Here is a 17686-nt window from a genome sequence, read left to right as displayed (position 1 = left end):
CGACGACCTCGGCGGTGGTGTAACCGGGTGCGACCAGGCCGTAACAGGTCCCCTCCACCGCTGCGACCTCACCCACGGCGTAAATATCGGGATCGCTGGTCCGCAAACCGAGATCGGTGATCACACCGCCACGCGGACCGACCTGCAACCCGGCGTCGCGCGCCACCTGATCACGCGGACGCACACCGGCGGAGAACACCACCAGCGAGGCATCGATGACCGATTCGTCGGACAGCGAAACCCGTACTCCCGCACCGTCCTCGGCGGATTCGATGGCCGACGTGCCCACCCCGGTGTGCACATGCAGGCCCAGATCGGTGACCAGCTTTTCCAGGATGGCGGCGCCACCCTCGTCGATCTGCGCCGGCATCAGCCGCGGCGCGAACTCGACCACGTGCGGGGTCATTCCCATGAGGCGCAACGCATTCGCCGCCTCGAGACCCAGCAGGCCACCGCCGACCACGACGCCGACCGCCCCGGGACCGGCCGCCTGCGCGGCGGCGCGGATGCCGTCCAGATCGTCGATGGTGCGGTAGACGAAGCATTCCGGCCGGTCATGCCCGGGCACCGGTGGCACGAACGGATACGAACCGGTCGCCAGCACCACCGCGTCATAGGCGATCGCCTCGCCATCGGAGGTGAACACCTTGCGGGCGCCGCGGTCGATCGTCTCGGCCCGCACGCCCAGGCGCACGTCCACCAGATCGTCACCGGCGTAGTCGTTACCCGGCAGCGCCAGCGCGGCGGCGTCCCACGCCCCCACGTACGACGAGAGCCCGACACGGTCGTAAGCCGCCCGCGATTCCTCGCTCAGCACCACGACATGCCACAGGTTCTCGGTGTCACGCGCCCGCAGCGCCTCCACGAAGCGGTGACCGACCATGCCGTGGCCGACCACCACAACGGTGCGCTGGGCGGGAATGCTCGGCGTACTCACTGGGGACCTCCTGAATTCGGATGACCCCACCGTAGAAAACCGGTATTGCGCGAATGCTGCGCGAAATGTCCGTCGAATCAACGGATGCTCACGCATGTCCCGATCTTCGGGTGAGAACCGTGCGATTGTTTCATCCAGATGACACGACTGTTGCCGTGAATGACAAACGGTCGATCATCGCGAAAGAAGTCCGGTGAGGCGCCGAAACACAGTGTTCTGGGCCACATCCGAGGACCGTCGACGATATTCTGGGCAAAACCTCACCGCCGGTCAACTCGAACGGTGAAATTATCGGCCCAGGTGTCCTCCAGCATCCGCGGCTTACACGCCGACCATGCCCCAGCCACCATCAGGACCACCGCCACACCCTCGAACATGAAGGCCGCACCCCAGCCGCCCGTCCAGGTGTGCAGCACCCCGAACAGCAGCGGCCCCAGGCACGCCGCCAGATAGCCGACCCCCTGGGAGAACCCGGACAGCGCGGCCGAACCGGCCGCCGTCCGGCTGCGCAGATTCACCAGCGTGAGCGCCATCGGAAAGGTGCTCGGCCCCAGCCCCAGCAGCAGCACCCACAGCAGCGGCGCGGCCATCGGAGCCAGCACCAGCCCGGCGAAGGCGACGAAATAGCAGACGGCACAACCGATCACGAGCGGGAACGGATTACGCATCCGCGCGGTCAGGTTCGGCGCGACCAGCGCGACCAACAACCCGATCAAGGCGAAGACCCCGAGCATGGCGCCGCCGAAGGTCGCGCTGGCCCCCGCGTCACGCAGCACCTTGGGCAGCCAGGTGAACATCGAATACGAGATCAGCGAGGTCATCCCGAACATCCCGGCCATACCCCAGGCCACCGGCGAGCGCCACGCCCGACCGCCGCCCTGCCCGTCCCGCTGCGGCAGTGCCGTCCGATCGACCACGTCCCGGCCTCGACGGCCGCGCAGCACCCCGAACCACGGCAGCGTGGCCACGAATGCCGCCACCGCCCATATCCCGATCGAGACCCGCCAGCCGTGCGCGTCCGCCAGCGGCACCGCGATGAGCGCGGGCAGCACGGTGCCCGCCTGCACCACCGTGATGTACAGCGCGCTGAGCACCGCGAGCCGATCGGAGAAGTACCGCTTCACCAGCGGCGGAATGACGACGTTGCCGATACCCATCCCGGCCAGCGCCAGCGCGGAGCACACCAGCAGCTCCCAGGTCGACGGGACGACCGCCCGCACGGCCTGCCCCACCCCCGCCGCCAGCATCGCGACCAGCGCGGTCCGCTCCAGCCCGATCCACCGCGTCAGGATCGGGCTGAGTACGCCCCCGGCGGCGAACATCGCGGTCGGGATCATGCCGAACAGCCCGACCACGGCCGTCGAATAGCCGAGATCGGCCCCGATCCGATCGGCCAACGGGGAGAACGCCGTCACGGCGAGGCGCAGGGTGAACGCCGACAGGACGATCGCGGCCAGTACCAGCAGTCGCCCCTCGACCAGGGAACGACGCAGATCGAATTCCGTATACACAGGAGCTTCCACACTCACCGGAAAATCATAGGATGACCGGATGATGGGAGGCAATGGAATATCGCAGGGGTACGCTGTTGCCTGTGCAACAAGTCCGGCGGACCAGCCTCATCGCCCAGGTGACCGAGCAGCTGCGTACCGAAATCCGTTCCGGCCGCTGGCCCGTCGGCTCCCGCATTCCCACCGAGCCGGAGCTGACCGAGCTCACCGGCACCGGCCGCAACACCGTCAGGGAGGCGGTGCAGGCACTGGTTCACGCGGGCATGCTCGAACGCCGCCAGGGTTCGGGCACCTACGTCACCGCCGATTCCGATCTGGGTGGCGCGCTGACGAAGTACTTCGCCGACGCGGTCGAGCGGGACGTCCTCGAACTACGGCAGGCCCTGGACACGCACGCCGCGCGGCTGGCCGCCCAGCGCCGCGACGCCGCCGACATCGATTCCCTGCGGCAGCATCTGGAGGAGTACCGCCAGCGGCCGAACACCGATGACGCCGCCATCCACGCCGATGTGCAACTGCACCGCGCGATCGTCGTCGCCAGCCACAATCCGGTGTACCTCGAGTTCTACGACTCCCTGCTTCCGGTGATCGAACAGGGGATCCGCAGCCGTACGGCCCAAGCCGCCAACACCTATCACGATCAGCACGCCGAACTGGTGGATGCGGTGATCCAGGGCGACCCGGAGCATGCCGCGCGCGTGGCGAATTGCCTGCTGAGCTCGCTCATCTCCGAATATTCGGGCCGCTGACACGCACCTCACCACGCCACCCGGGCACGGGTGAGCTAGAAGTGGCGCTCATGCCACACGCACGTAACACCCGATTCCTACGGTAAGTCGGACCACAGCGATCAATCCGGCATACGCACCGCGCCGGAGCATCCGCGAGTGACGCTCGAGAGGAATCCCATGACCACCGACGCCCTGGCTCCGACCAGTCCGGCCACCTTCGGCTATCAGCGCCGAGGTCGCTGGCTGGACCACTGGGAGCCCGACAACGAAACCTTCTGGGACAACGGCGGCAGACAAACCGCGGGTAAGAACCTGGCCATGTCGGTGTTCTCCGAGAATCTCGGATTCAGTGTCTGGGTGCTGTGGGCCAGCGTGGTCACCGCCATGGGCTCGGCCGGATTCCATTACATGACCGGTCCGGCGGCCGTGAGCAATTCGCTGCTGCTGACCTCGACGCCCACTCTGGTCGGTTCGGTCCTGCGTATTCCCTATACGTTCGCGATTCCAAAATTCGGCGGCCGGAACTTCACCGTATTCAGCGCGGGCATGCTGCTGATCCCGACGCTGTTGCTGGCGTATTTCATCAACCAGCCGGGCACGCCGTTCTGGGTATTCATGCTGCTGGCCGCGCTGGCCGGATTCGGCGGCGGCAATTTCTCCTCGTCGATGGCGAATATCAACTTCTTCTACCCCGAGGGGAAAAAGGGCGCCGCGCTCGGCATCAACGCAGCGGGCGGCAATATGGGCGTGGCCCAGACTCAGCTTTTCGTCCCGCTGATCATCACCCTCGGCACTCACATCATGGCCAAGAATCCGGGCGGATACCGATTCGGCATCACCCTGTCGGTGCTGGTATGGGTGCCGTTCATTCTGGTCGCGATGTTCGGTGCGCTGCGCTATATGGATTCGATCACCACCGCCAAGGCCGACGGCAGCTCCTATCGGCTCGCCCTGACCAACCGGCACACCTGGATCATGTCGCTGCTGTACATCGGCACCTTCGGCTCGTTCATCGGATTCTCGTTCGCCTTCCCGACGCTGATCAAATCGAATTTCCCGGAGCTGGCCAAGATCGGCTGGATGAGCACGCTGGGCAATCTGGCGTTCCTCGGCGCGTTCCTTGGATCGCTGAGCCGTCCGTTCGGCGGATGGATCGCCGACCGATTGACCGGCGCGCGGATCACGCTGTACGTCTTCGTCGGCATGGCGGTGGCGACGGTGCTGACAATCATCGGCCTGTCGGCGAAGAGCTTTCCGCTGTATCTGATCGCATTCCTGCTGCTGTTCCTGCTCAGCGGCATCGGCAACGGTTCTGCCTATCGGATGATCCCGTCGATCTTCCGCGCCGAGGCCGCACGCCGTGCCGCCGAAGCGGGCCGGGATCCCGCGGCGGCCGCCGCCGCGGCCAAGCGCCAGGCGGGCGCGGCGATCGGCGTGGTCGGCGCGTTCGGCGGATCGGGCGGTTGGCTGTTGCAGCAGGTGCTGCGCGAATCCAATGTCCACTACCACGGCATGGCCCCCGCGATGTGGCTGTACACCGGAATCTTCCTGGTGCTGGGCGGGGTCACCTGGTGGTTCTATCTGCGTTCGGCGTTCGCGGTCGAGCGGATACCCTCGCTGGCACACGCGAACGTGTAGCGGCACACCGCGATTCACGGCCCCCTCCCGCTTCTCGCGGGGCGGGGGCCGTCGCGTCACAGCGACAACCGGACCATGTCGGCCGTATGTGCCAGCCCCGGAAAGGCTTCCGGCGTAGAGCGGGGATGCAGGGCGTGCACGGCGAGCCTGAACATGACCGCCCGCAATACCATCTGCCACCATTCCGGCAGGTCCGACCAGCGTTCCAGCAGTCCCTCGTCGGCCCCGCCCCAGGACAGCGCGTCGACCACGATCACCCCGGCGGCCCAGGGTCCGGGCCGCCAGTAGGGGGTGAGATCGGTGAGTCCGGGGGTGTCCGCGGCGGAGAACAGCACCGTGCCGAACAGATCCCCGTGCACCAGCTGCGGCGGGGTCTTGATCGGTTTGCGCAGGGTCGACAGCTGCGTGAGCAGTTTCAGGCTGTGCTGCCCGTCCAGCGAGGTGACCGGCTGCATGCCACCGGCCTTGAGGCTGCGCAGCGGCACCGGCTCCCACGCGGCGCGATCCGCGGCGACGAAGACGTCCACGTCCATCCACGGCGCGATGGGTTGCTGCACAAGGAAACGCGGCCGCTCCAATGCCGCGGTCGCCTCATGCAGCCGCAGCGAGACCGAGACCACCTCGTCGTGCCGGGGTTCGGGGGCGCCCTCCAGGAATGTGTCCGCGCGCCAACCGGACACGACGTAGCGTCCGTCGGTCGCGCGCACCGGCCGGGCCAGCCGCAGCCCGTCCACCTTCAGCGCCTCGCGCACCTTCGCCGACCAGGCCGCGCGTGCGTGGTCGGCGACCGGGGACAGCACCACGTCACCGCACCGCCACCCGCCGTCCCAGTCGTTGAGCGGGAGCGGTGTCACTTCGCGAAGACCGAATGTGGCCCGCACATGCTCGGGAGGTTCCACAGAAGTCACGACCGCACGCTACCCCCGACCGGCAATTCGGGCGCATGCGCCGCGCCGAACAAAGGCGCGGCGCATGGTGGGCGTCAGTAGACCGGCAGCGACGGGTCGATCTGCTTGGCCCAGGCGATGATTCCGCCCTGCAGGTGGGTGGCGTCGGAGAATCCGGCCTGCTTCAGCGCGGCCAGGGCCTCGGCCGAGCGCACACCTGTCTTGCAGTGCAGCACGATTGGACGGTTCTGCGGCAGTTCGGCCAGGGCCGCACCGGACAGGATCTGGTCCTTGGGGATCAGCGTCGCGCCCTCGATGCGCACGATGTCCCATTCGACGGGCTCGCGCACATCGATGATCGCGACATCCTTACCGGCGTCGAGCATGTCCTTGAGCTCGCGCGCGGTGATCGTGGAACCGGCGGCCGCGGCCTGCCCCTCCTCGGACACCACGCCGCAGAACGCGTCGTAGTCGATCAGTTCGGTGATCGGCTGACGCTCCGGATCGCGGCGCAGCTTGATGGTGCGGTAGTTCATGTCCAGTGCGTCGTACACCATCAGCCGGCCCAGCAACGGCTCGCCGATGCCGGTGATCAGCTTGATCGCCTCCGTCACCATGATCGAGCCGATCGAGGCGCACAGCACGCCCAGCACGCCGCCCTCGGCGCACGAGGGGACCATGCCCGGCGGCGGCGCCTCGGGGTACAGGTCGCGGTAGTTGATGCCGCGACCGTCGGGGGCGTCCTCCCAGAACACCGACGCCTGGCCCTCGAACCGGTAGATCGAGCCCCAGACGTAGGGCTTGCCCGCCAGCACCGCCGCGTCGTTCACCAGGTAGCGGGTGGCGAAGTTGTCGGTGCCGTCGACGATGAGGTCGTACTGGCGGAACAGTTCGACCGCGTTGTCGTTGTCGAGCCGGAACTTGTGCAGCACAACGTTGGTGCCGGAGTTGATCTCCAGGATCGAATCGCGCGCGCTGTCGGCCTTGCTGCGCCCGATATCGGATTCGCCGTGGATGACCTGCCGCTGCAGGTTGGAGGAGTCCACCTCGTCGAATTCCACGATGCCCAGCGTGCCGACACCGGCCGCGGCCAGGTACAACAGCGCCGGGGAGCCCAGCCCGCCCGCGCCGATCACCAGCACCTTGGCGTTGCGCAGGCGTTTCTGCCCGTCCACGCCCACATCGGGAATGATCAGGTGGCGGCTGTACCGGGCGACCTCCTCCCGGCTCAGCTCGCCGGCCGGTTCGACCAATGGCGGCAGGGGCTTCGGTGATGACACGTCCTGGACTCCTTCATCGAATTCGCAGCATCTCAGTCCTTCAACGCCGCGAACCGGATCGTTCTTCCCATGCCCATCGTGCCATCTCAGCCCCGGGGGTACGGCCACGGGTTGAAGCGGCACCGCTTCCCGTCCTTCGGCACCACACCCTGCGGATCCAGGGCGGCGATGTCGTCGTTGTGGGTGCCGAAGGTCTGCTGCATCATCACCGGAGCCAGCCCACCGTCGGTCTCGCACGGCTGATGCTGGTGGTAGCCGATGGCGTGGCCCACCTCGTGATTGATCTGGTACTGCCGGTACGAGCCGATATCGCCGTCGAAGGCCACCGCCCCACGCACCCATCGCACCTCCGAGAGCACCACGCGGCCGAGGTCGGCGTTGAAGCACGAGGAGTCGATCGGAATCTCGAAGCCGCAGGACGTCTCGGTGGTCTTGCGCGAGGTCAGCGAGACCCGGAAGTCGGGAGTGCCGGAATCGATGCGGCGGAAGCCGAAATCACGATCGTGGGTCCAGCTCTTGGGATTGGCCAGGGTGGCGTCGACCATGTGCGCGACCGCGTCGTCGCCGCCGAATCCGGAGGTGCCCACCCCGTCCTCGATCTCGACCGTATAGGTGAACGGATGGCCCTTGCCCGTGCCGACCTGCGCCGACGTACCGGGCACGATATGCCAGTGACCGGCGCCGGCCTCGGTGAACGAACCGCCGTCGGGCAGTGCGCCGGTCGGCAGACCGGCAGCGAACGCGCCGTCACCGCGAGGGGGTGCGCCGATGATGCCACCGGATTTCGAGTGCGGGCTCAGTCTGCCCAGGCCTGGCACGGCGGCGATAGGGGACTCGCCACCCCCCTTGACGGCGTCCACGATCACCAGCACCGTGACGACCGTCAGCAAGGGCAGTGCGTATGCCCGCCAGCCGTAGCTGCCCAGCAAACGGGCCAGTCGGCGCAGGTACCGGACGCCCGCGATGCCGAATGCGTCGTCCTTGGATGATCCGTCCCGCCGGTCGGTCACAACCTTCAGACTCTCACAACCGCGGCAGCTATACAGCAGCATCGACCGACCCGACTACGTCACAGTTAGCCGACTTAGCGGAAACGGTTGCGGTTTTTCACATCCTTGTGCGAGATTGCTTATGACGGCCAGCTACTGACGAGCTGCCAATAACTACCGGGATCGGCATCGCGGGACGCGGGCGAGTATCGTTCGTGGGATACCCGTGCACACCTTTTCCCGCCGGGAATCGATTGGGAGAGCCGAAATGACTGACCTCGTGGACCGGATGACGTCGTCGAGACTGTCGTCCGAGACCATGACGCCGAACAAGCGTGGAACCCGTCTGCCCCGCGACGCCCGACGGGCGCAGCTACTCGCGGCGGCCAGCGAGGTGTTCGTGCTACGCGGCTATCACGCGGCAGGCATGGACGAGATCTCGCAGTGCGCCGGCGTGTCCAAACCCGTGCTCTACCAGCACTTTTCGAGCAAACTGGAACTGTATCTCGCGGTCCTGCAGAACTACATCGACGCTCTGGTCTCCAGTGTGCGCCAGGCCCTGCGCTCGACCACCGACAACAGGCAGCGCGTGCGCGCCGCGGTGGCCGCCTACTTCGACTTCGTCGATCACGAGACCCAGGGCTTCCGCCTGGTCTTCGAATCCGATCTGACCAGCGAGCCGCAGGTGCAGCGCCGCGTCGAGCAGGCCACCGAGGCCTGCGTGGACGCGGTCTTCGACCTGGTCGCCCACGACTCCGGGCTGGACCCCTACCGCGCACGCATCCTGGCCGTCGGGCTGGTCGGCGCCAGCCAGATCACCGCCCGCTACTGGCTCGAGGCCGACCGCCCGATCCCGAAGGAAGAGGCCGTGGACACGACCGTCCAGCTGTGCTGGGGCGGCCTCAAGCACGTGCCGGCTGCCCGCCACTCCGCGTCTTAAGCCGACAAGCTGGCACCGCGAGAGCCGCTTGGCGAGCGGCGGTCGGCAGCGGATCAGCGATAGATGGCTTGACAATAGATCCGGGTCCCGGCGTTCTCGCCAGGACCCGGATTCGTTTTTCTGTGCTTAGACCGCGGCGAAACCCACGCGGCCCGCAGCGGCGGTGCCGATCTCGATGTAGGAGATCTTGGCGGCCTGGATCAGGTACTTGCGGCCCTTCTCGTCGGTCAGAGAGATCACGGCCTCTTTGCCACCCAACGCACCGGACACCAGCTTCTCGACCTCTTCCTGGGTCTGCGAACTCGTGATCACGAGTTCGCGCGGGCTATCCGAGATACCGATCTTGACCTCCACGGCCAACCTCCTAGAGTCCTTGGTGCTGTTCCGCACAAGGCTAATGCAGGACGAGCGGGCGTCGATAACGCTGTCAGCGAAACGGATTACCCCAGGCCGAGGACCCGCATCCGCTCGGCGTGGCTGTTCTGCATGTGCTCGAACAACGCCGCCACGCCGTTCAGGTCCCCGGTGGCCTGCAGCACCAGTTCGGTCAGCGAATCGCGCTGCGCCATCACCCACTGCGCCTGGGTGATCGCCTCGCCCAGCAGCCGCCGGCCCCACAGGGTGAGCCGGTCGCGCTGCGAGCGGCTGTCGGCGACCGCGCCGCGCACCTCCTCGACGACGAACTGCGAATGGTCGGTCTCGGCGAGCACATCGCGCACGACCGTGGCCACCTCGGGCGCGAGCGCGTTGGCCAGCACGGTGTAGAAGTCGGCGGCGATACCGTCGCCCACGTAGAACTTGACCATCGACTCGAGCCAGGTCGAGGGGTCGGTCGAGTCGTGGTAGGCGTCCAGTGCGCGCACGAACGGCGCCATCGCGTCGAAGACATCGACCCCCTGCCGCGCCAGCGCGCCGTTCAACGTCTCGAAGTGGCCCATCTCGGCGGCGGCCATGGTCGCGACGGCCACCTTGCCCCGCAGCGTCGGCGACAGCTTCGCCTCCTCGGCCAGGCGGTAGAACGCCGAGATCTCACCGTAGGCGAGCACGGCGAACAGATCGGTGACGCCGGGATGGTCGGCGGGGATACGATCGGCGGAATCGGATGAAACGTCCAGCGCGGCAGGCGGGTTTACTCCCATGCCATACACCCTAATAGGGGTATCGCCGGGCCGCCGACAGGTCATGCCCGATCGTCGCGAATCCGCGCTGGACGGCGCGCCCGACCCCGGGGCGTGTCGCGGAGCACACCGGCACTGTGTGATACCCCACTCCCGGACCCGGGCCCGGCAGTCGTGCGACGTGGACCACTCGGTGAATCTTCCTGTGCCGCACCACACGCCGGAGGCGCAGAATAAACCCTGAACCGAGCCCGCCGCAACGGCCGTTTGGCATTTTTGGCGGTAGAAATCGGACGGCGGAAGATATCACGCTACAATCTGCTTGGGCAACGGAAAATCCGGCTCGTGACACAGACCGATCACCCGGTCTCGTGACCGACCGGAGGCGCCGCCGCCCAAATGGAAAATGTGCGCGCACCAGATCCGCAACACCGATGCGCCGCGCCAGGTTGATGCCGTCACCGGCATCCCGCAGCGGCCGAGGTGGAAACACCGTCGGATATGTGGTCGTCGCGGGCCAGCGGGCCCGCCCCACACCTCGTGCGCGCGACGATGCGATACGCGAGGAAGGCAAGCACCTGAGCAAGCTCACTGTGGAACCAGAACCCGGGTTGACCGACACGCTGCTGACAGCGGAACTCGACCCCACACATAAGGCCCCGACATTCGCCGAATTGGGCGTTCGCGAGGAAATCGTCCGCGCGCTCGGCGAGATCGGAATCGAACGCACCTTCGCGATTCAAGAGCTCACCCTGCCGCTCGCGCTGGCCGGCGAGGATCTGATCGGCCAGGCACGCACCGGTATGGGTAAAACCTTCGGATTCGGCGTGCCGCTGCTGCAGCGCATTTCCACCACCGATTCGGGCACCACGCCGCTGGACGGTACGCCGCGGGCGCTGATCATCGTGCCGACCCGCGAGTTATGCATCCAGGTCACCCAGGACCTGGAAAATGCGGGCAAACATCTGACCAATCATCAGGGCTCGTTGAAGGTGGCCTCGATCTACGGCGGCCGGCCCTACGAATCCCAGATCGCGGCGCTGCGCTCCGGCGTCGATGTGGTCGTCGGCACCCCGGGCCGCCTGCTGGATCTGGCCGAACAGCAGCATCTGATCCTGGGCAAGGTCGGCGTGCTGGTGCTCGACGAGGCCGACGAGATGCTCGATCTGGGCTTCCTGCCCGATATCGAGCGCATCCTGACCATGGTGCCCGACAAGCGCCAGACGATGCTGTTCTCCGCGACCATGCCGGGCCCGATCATCACCCTGGCGCGCACGTTCCTGCACAAGCCCACGCACATCCGGGCCGAGGAACCGCACGATTCGGCGGTGCACGACCTCACCGCGCAGTTCGTCTACCGCGCACACGCGCTGGACAAGAGCGAGCTGGTCGCGCGCATCCTGCAGGCCGAGACTCGCGGCGCCACCATGGTTTTCACGCGCACCAAGCGCACCGCGCAGAAGGTCGCCGACGATCTGGCCGAGCGCGGCTTCGCCGTCGGGGCCGTGCACGGCGATCTGGGACAGGTGCAGCGCGAGAAGGCCCTGGACAAGTTCCGCAAGGGCAAGATCGACGTGCTGGTCGCCACCGACGTGGCTGCCCGCGGCATCGATATCGACGACGTCACCCACGTCGTCAACTACCAGTGCCCCGAGGACGAGAAGACCTACGTGCACCGCATCGGCCGCACCGGCCGCGCGGGCCGCACCGGCGTGGCGGTCACCCTGGTCGACTGGGACGAGCTGAACCGTTGGGCCGCTATCAATTCCGCGCTCGGCCTGGGCATCCCGGAGCCGGTGGAGACGTATTCCCGCTCACCGCACCTGTATGCGGAGCTGGGCATCCCGGAGGGCGTGGCGGGCACGCTGCACCGCAAGGTGGCCCAGCGCGACGAGGATGCCGTTGTGGTGGAACGCGAACCGCGCTCCCCGCGCAAGCGCAACCGTCGCCGCACCCGAAGCGGTCAGCCGGTCGATGGTGAAACCACCGATACCGCAACCGATTCGGATGACGATGTCACGCAATCGGTTACGGCCGAGACGGATTCGCCGGACACTGCCGATGATAAACCGGCTCGCCGTCGTCGGCGTCGTCGTCGCCCCTCGGATTCGAATGGCCGCGACGAGGATTCGGCCGCGGAGCCCGGCGACGTGACATCGGACTCCGGCGATTCGGAGCCGACCGACAACGACACCGACACCGCGGACGAGGCGGCAGACAGGCCCGCCCGCCGACGCCGTCGGCGCCGCAAGCCCACCGTCGATACCGACGCGCCCATCAGCGCATCGGCCTGATCGACCACACCTCCCGAGTAGGTGTGATCGCATCTCCTTTCCGTAGAGCTGCGCTGCCGGCCGGAGTCCTGGGCCCAGGACTCCGGCCGGCAGCATCCACGCCGGCAACCCACTCGGAGACTTCACCTATCAGCGCGCCAAGGCGACAACCTGCTCGGGCGACTCGGGATGCCGACGAGAATCCCGGCACCTGCCCGCCTACGCAAGCACGCGCCAGTTCCTTTCCGTAGAGGTGTACGGTCGGTCAGCATCCGAGGCTGGAGACTGCACCTATCAGCATGCCAAGGCGACAACCCGCTCGAGCGACTCGGGATGCCGACGAGACAACGCTGGAACCCAACCGCTACTCTCGCTGACGTGCTCGCACCCGAGCGCCGCACGCGCGCCGACCTCTATGCCGCCCTCGCTATCGCCATCTTCGTGGTGATCGCGATAGTCGTCGTGTGGTCGATCAGCGATGCGCGGGGCACGACCTCCGAGCCTGCCACCCATCCGGTCCCCCAGGCCGTGCCCGCCGAACAACTGCCCACATCTCTGCGGGAGCTGTGGCACGCGCCCGACGGAGCCGCCCGGCGTGCGTTGACCTCCGCCGGGGTCGCGGTCACGGGTGACGGCGGCACGGTCGCCGGTCGCAACCCCACGACGGGCGCCGTGGTGTGGAAGTATCAGCGCGATATGCCGCTGTGCGGGGTGGAGGCACAGTACGGCATGGTCATAGGCACCTATCGCGATCAGCGCGGCTGTAGCCAGACCACGATGCTGTCGGGCGAGAGCGGTGCGCGCAAGGCCGAGCGCAGCAGCTATATGGACCGTCAGCTGACGCTGTCCGGGGACGGCACCTACTTCCTGGCCCAGGGGCCGGACAGGCTCGAGGTGTGGCGCTCGGATCTGGTGCGCACGCTGGAATACGGCTATGTGGACGCGCCGGTCAATCCCAAGACCCAGCCGCGCACGGGCTGCACACTGCTGTCCTCGGTCTCCAGCAGCAGCCGCGTCGCGGTGCTCGAGCACTGCCCGGGCGAGGGCGCCGACAGGTTGTCGGTGGTGAACCCCGCGCCCAAGGACGCCACCATCCCCGAGGAGTACGGCTCCCACGTGCTGACCGAGGCCGGTGCGAGTGCCGACGGCGCGCGCCTGATCGGGGTGTCGGACAACCGCGTCGCGCTCTACCTCCCCGGAACGCCCACCGGCCCACCGAAGTTCGAGATCTACGACACGAACGCGAACGCGCTCGCCGAGAACCCCCTCAACGGTCCGGTGGCCCCGGCCATGACCACCACGCGCATCGGTTCGGCCGACTTGGTCTTCACCGGCGACAGCCTGATCGCCTTGAACGCCAGCACATTCGACATTCTGTGGGCCGTCCCCAACGTCCTGGGCTCCCCCGCTCTGATGGCCGACCAGATCCTGGTCCCGGTCACGGGAGGCATCGCGGCGATCAGCCCCACCACCGGCGCCCAGACCACCGTGATTCCCTTGCAGCGCAGCGACTATCACAACGAGCCGATCTCCCTCGGCGTGGTCGGCAATACGATTCTGGAGCAGCGGGGCGGTCAGCTGCATGCCCTCGGGCAGTCCTGAGCGGTGATCCCCAGTGCGGCGTGATCCTCAGTGCGGCCGGGGTTCTCCGTAGTGCGTCGCGGACACAGCACAACGCCTGCCCAGCAATGCGGTCAAAGGGACCGCACACCGGACAGGCGTTGAACAGTGTTGTAGCCGTAGCGAATTCAGCAGCCGATCAGGCCAGGTGCGCCTGCAACAGCCAGGCGGCCGCGGATTTGCGACCGTCACCCTCGTCGCGCAGGTCGGGGAACAGCTGCTGGGCGCCATCAGGGATATTGGCGTGGATGCGGGCCGGACGGATGTCATCAATGGCCCAGTACGCGCCGACAGCCTCGCGCAGCTCGTCCTCGCTGACGGCGTTGATCTCCGGCGGCAGCGCAAAGGCTCGATCGAAGACCAGCACGAAATAGGACGCGCCGGGCGCGGCCGCGCGCACGATCGACTCCTGATATCCCTTGCGCAGCTCGACGGGCATCGAGTGGAACAGGGTGCTGTCGACGATGGTCCCGAACCGGCCGTCGTAGCCGGTGAACGAGCTGATATCGGCGACCTCGAAGCCGGCGCCGGACAGACCGCGGGCGGCGGCCGCGGCCCGGGCGAGTTCGATCGCGGTGGACGACTGGTCAAGACCGACGGTCGTGAAGCCCCGTTCGGCCAGGTAGAGCGAGGTGGCGGCCTCGCCACAGCCGGCGTCGAGGATCTCGCCGTGGAATTTGCCCTCGGCGATGAGTGCGGCGATCTCGGGTTGCGGCTCCCCGATGCTCCACGGGGGCCGGACGCCCGACCCCATCTCGGGCATTTCGCCGCGGTAGGCGGATTCGAACATTGCTGGGTCGGCAGGGTTCGTCATGTAGCCGATTGTATGTCAACCTGGTTGATATATGTCAATATGGTTGACATGGCAGGACTAGAGGACAAACCGCTCGGCTACCTTCTGTACCGGGTGGCCGCGGCGCTACGTGCCGAGGTGGGCGCGACCGTCCTCGGTCCTCTGGAGCTGAGCTTCCCCGAATATCTCTGCCTGCGGGTCATCGGGGAATTCCCTGGCAAATCCAACGCCCAGCTGGCGCGCGACGTCACTGTCTCCCCCCAGGCCATGAACAAGGTGATCCGCGAACTCCAGAACCGCGGCCTGGTCACCCGCCCCGCCACCGTGCCCTCCGGTAGATCCCTGCCCATTACCCTCACCACCGCGGGCACAGCCTTGCTCGGGCGGGCCGATCCCATGGTGCTGGCCGCCGAATCCCGGGTCCTGGCCAACCTCAGCGATCAGGACCGCCGCGAATTCCGTCGCCTGCTCGCCGCTGTGGGATAGACGGACAGGTCGGAATCATTCGAGAACACTGGGAATTCGTTATTTTGCATCAAACGAATACCAGTTGACCGCGAGTCTCCTGTGCGTCTGCTCGAGACTGTTGATTCTTTCATTGCACGGGCGTGAAATGTATTGCGAGGTCGGGGACCCCTCAATATCGGAGAGAACGTCATGAAGAGGAAACTGTCCGCATCGATCGTCGCCCTCGCGGCCGGCGCCATGATCGCCGGCCCCATGATCGGCACCGCCAGCGCCGCACCCGTCTACTCGGCGCCCGCCCACCAGGACGGCGGCTGGGGCGGGTTCAACAACCCCGGTCGGCACGACCCGCACGATCCCTGGCACCAGGACTGGCGCTGTGACCGGCACGGCTTCTGGCACAACGATCAGCACGATTGGTGGGGTCACCGGGATTTCCGCTGCCGCGGGTGGTAATCCAGCAGCCCTGGTGATGTGATAGGTGGCCCGGTCGATGCCGACCGGGCCACCCACCGAGAGCCGGAAATGGAGCCGAGAGTGCTGAGTCTGGATCTGCACCCGATCTTTCGAAGCAATCGCGATATCGACCAGGCCATGCGAACCTTCCTGATCTCCGCCGCCGCCGGCGGCGCACAGGTCGCCGCCATCATCCCCGGCAAAGGCTCCGGCAAACTCCAAACCCGCGTCCTGCGCTTCCTCGACCAGGGCCACGTCAAAAAGCTCTACGCCCGCCGCGAGATCGACCCCAGCAACCCCGGCCGGATACTCGTGCACTTCGGCTAGGTGTTCTCGCCGAGGAACAGCGTCGGTGAGCTGCCCCTGAACACCGGCAGGCGCCCGAGCCCACGCCTCACAGCGAGCCCGGCCGCACCGACCCGGCTCCCGCCGAACGCTCCCGCCCGGTCACCGATTCGGTAGCCGGAACCCGCCGCCCCAGCATCGGATACTCGAGCACCAGCCCGTCGGAGTCGAAGAGCAGATCACTGGTGAACGAGCCCGACGCATACCGCACCCGCACACCACCGTCCGCCGCCCCGAGATGCGTGTACTGCTGCGCCGAGGCCACCACCCGCAGGCTCGGCACCTCCACGAACGCCATCGTGAACCGTTCCTGCCCCACGCCCTGATGCAGTCCGTGCCGCAGTACCGGCATCGTGTTGGTCATCGGCGAACACGCCAGATCGCAGTCCAGCGCCTCCGCCAAATCCGGTCGGGCCACCCCGTCGACGGTCCACCCGTCCCCGTCACGCCGTAGCGCCACCCTGCGCTGCGCGTCAGCGGTAGTGCAGACGACCTCGAGCCGGACGGTGGCCGCCCGATCGTCGGTCTCCAGCAGATACGACAACCGATAGGGCTCGGGCAACTGCCCCGCCACACTCCCGTCGGCCCGCACCCGAAGCCCATCGATCCACACCCACGCCGCCTCGAATCCCGCCGTCTCCTCGACCTCCCACACCGCAAACCGCTCGACACCCACAGCCATCACCCCTTTCAATACCGTTGTCGCACAATGTCTATCCCGTCACCCGGCGGCCCACCTCGAGAACCCTTCCGGCAAGGCACTCCTCCAATACTGCCCACCTCCGAGGACAATCACCGCAATGATGCCGAATTCCTTTCCGTCCCAACATCCCTCGAACCCTGACGAAACCGAATTCCAACGCCTCTACGGCCCCTGGGCAACTGTCACCCCCACCGACGTAACCGCTCTCCTGGGCGAGTTCCCCGCCCCCTGGTGGATAGCCGGCGGCTGGGCCCTCGATGCCCACACCAACACCCACCGCCCCCACGACGACCTCGACGTAGCCATCTTCCGAACCGACCTCCCCGCTCTCCAACGCGCCGCATCCCACCGCCTCCACATCTGGTCCGCCGCCGACGGCGCCCTGCGCCCCCTCAACGCCACCCACACCACCCTCCTGGACGGCGCAACCCAAGTCTGGCTACGCGAATCAGCAACCGCCCCTTGGCTTCTGGACGTCCTGCTCAACCCGGGCACCCCCACCGCCTGGATCAACCGCCGCGACGAATCCCACACGGCCCCACTAACCGAAGTCACCTGGACGACCGAAGACGGCATCCGCTACCTCAACCCCGAAATCGTCCTCATGTTCAAGGCGAAACAGGGCCGCCCAAAGGACCGCCGAGACCTCGAAAAAACTTGGCCGACACTGGATCAGAAGCAACGTAATACCGTCACCACCTACCTTCGGACGCACCACCCCGGACACGAATGGGAGTCCTACATCAGCTGACGCATACACCGGAGCCGCCGGCCCCTCGTCCTCGTCGCCCGCACTCGTCACACGTCGCCGAGGAATCGGTGATGGTTCGGCACGTAGTCCAGGTACGCGGGTCGGCCTGGAGCCGTGCGATCGCCACCGCAAAAGCACGGGTGTCCTCCGGCAGGGGCCGCTTCAAGGTATGCTGTGTACCTTCTTCAAAGGTCAGGAAAACGCAAGACAGGCTGGTTTACCAGCATAAATATGTCAATCCAGAGGTAA

Annotated in this window: 18 protein-coding genes; 9 read left to right on the top strand and 9 right to left on the bottom strand. The window is 66.8% G+C overall.

Annotated features, from left to right (window positions below):
- Both JZ791_RS11235 and JZ791_RS11230 read right to left on the bottom strand, forming a co-directional pair.
- Window positions 1-883: FAD-dependent oxidoreductase (locus JZ791_RS11235; protein WP_254205558.1), on the bottom strand; the 883-nt coding region annotated here is incomplete at its 3' end.
- Window positions 884-1197: 314 nt separating this feature from the next.
- Complete coding sequence (locus tag JZ791_RS11230) at window positions 1198-2460, bottom strand: CynX/NimT family MFS transporter (protein WP_308162884.1); 1263 nt, start codon at window positions 2458-2460, stop codon at window positions 1198-1200.
- 71 nt (window positions 2461-2531) lie between these two features.
- On the opposite strand from JZ791_RS11230, the gene JZ791_RS11225 reads away from it, so the two are divergent.
- Both JZ791_RS11225 and JZ791_RS11220 read left to right on the top strand, forming a co-directional pair.
- Window positions 2532-3197: a FadR/GntR family transcriptional regulator gene (locus JZ791_RS11225; protein WP_216894166.1), complete on the top strand. Its 666-nt coding sequence runs from the start codon at window positions 2532-2534 to the stop codon at window positions 3195-3197.
- Between the two features lie 159 nt (window positions 3198-3356).
- The gene (locus JZ791_RS11220; RefSeq protein ID WP_216894165.1) at window positions 3357-4817 is read left to right on the top strand and encodes an MFS transporter; all 1461 of its coding nucleotides are present in this window, start codon (window positions 3357-3359) and stop codon (window positions 4815-4817) included.
- A gap of 56 nt (window positions 4818-4873) precedes the next feature.
- Here the strand turns inward: JZ791_RS11220 and JZ791_RS11215 are convergent, their stop codons facing one another.
- The 3 genes from JZ791_RS11215 to JZ791_RS11205 form a co-directional block, all read right to left on the bottom strand.
- Window positions 4874-5725, bottom strand: a complete 852-nt coding sequence (locus tag JZ791_RS11215) for a TIGR02569 family protein (protein WP_216894164.1) — start codon at window positions 5723-5725, stop codon at window positions 4874-4876.
- A gap of 74 nt (window positions 5726-5799) precedes the next feature.
- Window positions 5800-6984: an adenylyltransferase/sulfurtransferase MoeZ gene (gene moeZ, locus JZ791_RS11210; RefSeq protein WP_216894163.1), complete on the bottom strand. Its 1185-nt coding sequence runs from the start codon at window positions 6982-6984 to the stop codon at window positions 5800-5802.
- Between the two features lie 86 nt (window positions 6985-7070).
- A complete protein-coding gene (locus tag JZ791_RS11205; protein WP_308162883.1) occupies window positions 7071-7949 on the bottom strand; it encodes a DUF3152 domain-containing protein in 879 nt (292 codons plus the stop codon).
- 292 nt (window positions 7950-8241) lie between these two features.
- Here JZ791_RS11205 and fasR point away from each other — a divergent pair, with 292 nt between their 5' ends.
- Window positions 8242-8913 (top strand): HTH-type transcriptional activator FasR, encoded by a 672-nt coding sequence (fasR, locus tag JZ791_RS11200; protein ID WP_216894161.1) that lies wholly within the window; start codon window positions 8242-8244, stop codon window positions 8911-8913.
- A 126-nt stretch (window positions 8914-9039) separates the two neighbouring features.
- Here the strand turns inward: fasR and JZ791_RS11195 are convergent, their stop codons facing one another.
- Entirely contained in the window at window positions 9040-9267 is a 228-nt protein-coding gene (locus tag JZ791_RS11195) for a DUF3107 domain-containing protein (protein WP_216894160.1), read from the bottom strand.
- A gap of 86 nt (window positions 9268-9353) precedes the next feature.
- Window positions 9354-10052 (bottom strand): ferritin-like fold-containing protein, encoded by a 699-nt coding sequence (locus tag JZ791_RS11190; protein WP_216894159.1) that lies wholly within the window; start codon window positions 10050-10052, stop codon window positions 9354-9356.
- 590 nt (window positions 10053-10642) lie between these two features.
- On the opposite strand from JZ791_RS11190, the gene JZ791_RS11185 reads away from it, so the two are divergent.
- Window positions 10643-12325 (top strand): DEAD/DEAH box helicase, encoded by a 1683-nt coding sequence (locus JZ791_RS11185; protein WP_254205554.1) that lies wholly within the window; start codon window positions 10643-10645, stop codon window positions 12323-12325.
- A 357-nt stretch (window positions 12326-12682) separates the two neighbouring features.
- Window positions 12683-13906: an Rv3212 family protein gene (locus JZ791_RS11180; protein WP_216894157.1), complete on the top strand. Its 1224-nt coding sequence runs from the start codon at window positions 12683-12685 to the stop codon at window positions 13904-13906.
- 157 nt (window positions 13907-14063) lie between these two features.
- Here JZ791_RS11180 and JZ791_RS11175 read toward each other — a convergent pair whose 3' ends face one another.
- On the bottom strand, window positions 14064-14738 hold the full coding sequence (locus JZ791_RS11175; protein WP_216894156.1) for a class I SAM-dependent methyltransferase: 675 nt from the start codon (window positions 14736-14738) through the stop codon (window positions 14064-14066).
- A gap of 39 nt (window positions 14739-14777) precedes the next feature.
- On the opposite strand from JZ791_RS11175, the gene JZ791_RS11170 reads away from it, so the two are divergent.
- The 3 genes from JZ791_RS11170 to JZ791_RS11160 all read left to right on the top strand — a co-directional run bounded on the left by JZ791_RS11170 (window position 14778) and on the right by JZ791_RS11160 (window position 15965).
- Window positions 14778-15203 (top strand): MarR family winged helix-turn-helix transcriptional regulator, encoded by a 426-nt coding sequence (locus JZ791_RS11170; RefSeq protein WP_216894155.1) that lies wholly within the window; start codon window positions 14778-14780, stop codon window positions 15201-15203.
- Window positions 15204-15374: 171 nt separating this feature from the next.
- Window positions 15375-15638 carry a hypothetical protein gene (locus JZ791_RS11165; RefSeq protein ID WP_216894154.1) on the top strand — a complete coding sequence of 88 codons (264 nt, stop codon included), beginning with the start codon at window positions 15375-15377 and terminating at the stop codon, window positions 15636-15638.
- 81 nt (window positions 15639-15719) lie between these two features.
- The gene (locus JZ791_RS11160; protein WP_216894153.1) at window positions 15720-15965 is read left to right on the top strand and encodes a Smr/MutS family protein; all 246 of its coding nucleotides are present in this window, start codon (window positions 15720-15722) and stop codon (window positions 15963-15965) included.
- Between the two features lie 67 nt (window positions 15966-16032).
- Here the strand turns inward: JZ791_RS11160 and JZ791_RS11155 are convergent, their stop codons facing one another.
- Window positions 16033-16659, bottom strand: a complete 627-nt coding sequence (locus JZ791_RS11155; RefSeq protein ID WP_216894152.1) for a putative glycolipid-binding domain-containing protein — start codon at window positions 16657-16659, stop codon at window positions 16033-16035.
- Between the two features lie 124 nt (window positions 16660-16783).
- On the opposite strand from JZ791_RS11155, the gene JZ791_RS11150 reads away from it, so the two are divergent.
- Window positions 16784-17437 carry a nucleotidyltransferase domain-containing protein gene (locus JZ791_RS11150; RefSeq protein ID WP_216894151.1) on the top strand — a complete coding sequence of 218 codons (654 nt, stop codon included), beginning with the start codon at window positions 16784-16786 and terminating at the stop codon, window positions 17435-17437.
- The last annotated feature ends 249 nt before the right edge of the window (window positions 17438-17686 follow it).

The organism is Nocardia alni (genome assembly GCF_019038435.1).
GTDB lineage: Bacteria > Actinomycetota > Actinomycetes > Mycobacteriales > Mycobacteriaceae > Nocardia > Nocardia alni.
Note: the sequence above shows the minus strand (reverse complement) of the source record. Positions and strands in the feature narration are given on the sequence as shown.

Bases quoted from the DNA above. Each gene is read 5' to 3' on its own strand.
- JZ791_RS11220 (WP_216894165.1), top strand. From the start codon at position 3,357: ATGACCACCGACGCCCTGGCTCCGACCAGTCCGGCCACCTTCGGCTAT.
- fasR (WP_216894161.1), top strand. From the start codon at position 8,242: ATGACTGACCTCGTGGACCGGATGACGTCGTCGAGACTGTCGTCCGAG.
- JZ791_RS11190 (WP_216894159.1), bottom strand. From the start codon at position 10,052: ATGGGAGTAAACCCGCCTGCCGCGCTGGACGTTTCATCCGATTCCGCC.
- JZ791_RS11175 (WP_216894156.1), bottom strand. From the start codon at position 14,738: ATGACGAACCCTGCCGACCCAGCAATGTTCGAATCCGCCTACCGCGGC.
- JZ791_RS11170 (WP_216894155.1), top strand. From the start codon at position 14,778: ATGGTTGACATGGCAGGACTAGAGGACAAACCGCTCGGCTACCTTCTG.
- JZ791_RS11165 (WP_216894154.1), top strand. From the start codon at position 15,375: ATGAAGAGGAAACTGTCCGCATCGATCGTCGCCCTCGCGGCCGGCGCC.
- JZ791_RS11150 (WP_216894151.1), top strand. From the start codon at position 16,784: ATGATGCCGAATTCCTTTCCGTCCCAACATCCCTCGAACCCTGACGAA.